Source organism: Limibacillus sp. (assembly GCA_037379885.1).
Lineage (GTDB): Bacteria > Pseudomonadota > Alphaproteobacteria > Kiloniellales > CECT-8803 > JARRJC01.
The window spans coordinates 1-2,095 of the sequence record JARRJC010000105.1 but is presented as its reverse complement, the minus strand read 5'-3'; the positions used below and the strand labels follow the sequence as shown (position 1 = coordinate 2,095).

General features: G+C 57.2%; 3 protein-coding genes (1 of these 3 cut by a window edge). 2 read left to right on the top strand and 1 reads right to left on the bottom strand.

Features of this window, described 5'->3' with window-relative positions; translation table 11 throughout:
* Both P8X75_14905 and P8X75_14900 read left to right on the top strand, forming a co-directional pair.
* Window positions 1–127, top strand: partial view of an MFS transporter gene (locus tag P8X75_14905; protein ID MEJ1996470.1) — the end only. The gene continues 1,379 nt to the left of window position 1, outside the view; 127 of the gene's 1,506 nt are visible here — the last part of the coding sequence; the start codon falls outside the window, past its left edge; it ends in the stop codon at window positions 125–127.
* Between the two features lie 29 nt (window positions 128–156).
* Window positions 157–876, top strand: coding sequence for a DUF6134 family protein (locus tag P8X75_14900; GenBank protein ID MEJ1996469.1), 720 nt, complete (start codon window positions 157–159; stop codon window positions 874–876).
* A gap of 78 nt (window positions 877–954) precedes the next feature.
* Here P8X75_14900 and P8X75_14895 read toward each other — a convergent pair.
* A partial coding sequence (locus P8X75_14895) for a hypothetical protein (protein MEJ1996468.1) occupies window positions 955–2,095 on the bottom strand: 1,141 nt, incomplete at its 5' end.

Sequence of the window (2,095 nt, the reverse complement as noted above, 5' to 3'; positions counted from 1 at the left end):
CTTCTGGATGAGCGCGGGTGGTAGTTTGCATGACGCTAAAGGCGATCCAGCGGCCGGCCACCGGGCGACAATCGCTCCGCGTACCGGACAAGCTCCGGCGCCGCCGGCTCATGTTCCAACCTTTTAGAGAAGCGCATACTGCCTGAGGACATTGTGATGAAAAGCAAGTTTATCCTGCTCGCGATCACTCTCATGATTCTCTTTCCTCCCTGCAAGGCATTCTCGGAGGAGAGGCTCCTGCGCTACGACATCATCCATGGCCTTTTTGGAGACATCGGGGAAAGCAGCCTCGTCATTCACCGCGACCTCGGCAGTGTCACTGTGGAGACGTCAGTAACTATCGAGGTGACCGCCTTTTCTCTTCCGCTTCATGTCCAGAAGACAAAACGGCGCGAAGTCTGGTTGGACGGGCGCATCGTCAGCTTCCAGGACAGAACCGATGAGAACGGCAGCAGCACCACATTGGATCTTTGGCAGGAGAACGGTGCCCTGCACCTGCTGCGGAACGATGGCTCGAGAGCGATTTTACCCCTCGACAGTCTGCCGGCGAGCCCCTGGTCGCGCGATGTCTTGGAGGCAGAGCGCGTTTTCGCGCCTGAGAGTGGGCGCCTGATCGCGGATCACTTTCGAGAGACCGGCTCGCACCCGGCAAGTTTTAAGGGCAAGGCTTCATGGCTCCGCTGTGCCCAGCTTTATGACGGAAAGACCCACCACTTCTGTTTCGCCAAGGACGGCCTTCTGGCCGCAGCAATCATCGACCATCCAAGCGGATCAATCCGTATCCTGCGGAAAGGCTATCGTCTCTCCAAAAACGCGATTGGCACGGAAATTTCCGAAGGCAAGACAGATCCGGACAGCCAGGCCTCGGCGCGCTGAACTGCAAGTTAGGAGCCTCCATGGGGCCGTGTCCCACCGGAGATCGGTGACGGAGAGTGCTTGAGAGACGGGCAGTTGTCAGACGACGGCCCGTTCCACCTCCTGGGTTTCAGTGAATACTGGACGCCTCTCCGACGCACCAAGCAGGGAAGCATAGCTACCCAGACGGCGATCGATTTCCAGCATATAGAAGGTCGGCAGCGAATCGCTTTCGCCTTCATGGAAAGCCGAGAAGTCCGGATCGGTCAGGAGCTGATGGTGAATCTGCCGCAACTCCCTCAACTCCCTAAGCGCCGCATAGCTTCTCAAGCCATGGATGAACTTGATCGGCAGGCTCTGTCGTGTCGTAACGCGACGCAGCCAGGCCGCAGGAGCGACCAGAGTCTCGTGGATGCTGATCAGGTGGCGATAGTATTCCTCTGCGGAGTAGTGCCTGGGCTTGATGGCCAAGTAGGGATTGTAATAGAGGGCGAAGGGCATCGCCCTCAACACGCGGTCTTCGGCACAATAAGAATCGTATAGCGGCGTTCCACCGAAGGGCGTTGGTATGTTTATTGTGGGCCAGATTTCAGGGGTACGCGTGATGAACTCCTGGGTAAGCTTTACGGGTTCATCTCCCCTATCGTCCTCCGTACCAAAGAGGATATTCGCCTGGATGCCCGGCACGAAGCGTGAAAGCTGATGCATATGCTCGACGACCTGTTCCAGCTTCTCGCGACCGGACTTTCCAACCGCTCCCGACTTGTTGGAGTAATCAACCCACGATTCGATCCCGGGCGCGACGTAGACACATTTCGTGTCGCGGAGTCTCGCGAGGCGCGACTCCTTCAGGATCGATAGGGAACTCTCCATGATGTATCCGTTGCGCCTATCCGCCGGGATCGTCTCTATCAGATCCATCGTTTCATCAAATCGGACGGCAAAATTGGGATCGTGATAGCCGATGAGCGCTCCCTTGAAGTTGCGCGAGGTGTAGTCCAGGTCTTCGCGCACCTGGTCTGCCGGTAAGGGCTGGTACTTGTTGTTCCAATCGACGCAGAAATTGCAGCTATAAGGACAGCCGACGCTGGTCAGCATCGGGATGATCGTGGTCAGACCAACACGCCCGTTGATGAGGCTGGACGCCTCGATCTCTTGATGGCGTTCAGCGACGCTTGGAAAGCTTTCCAGTCCCTTATGGCTCGAGACGATGCTCGAAAGCGCAAAATCACCCCTCAGG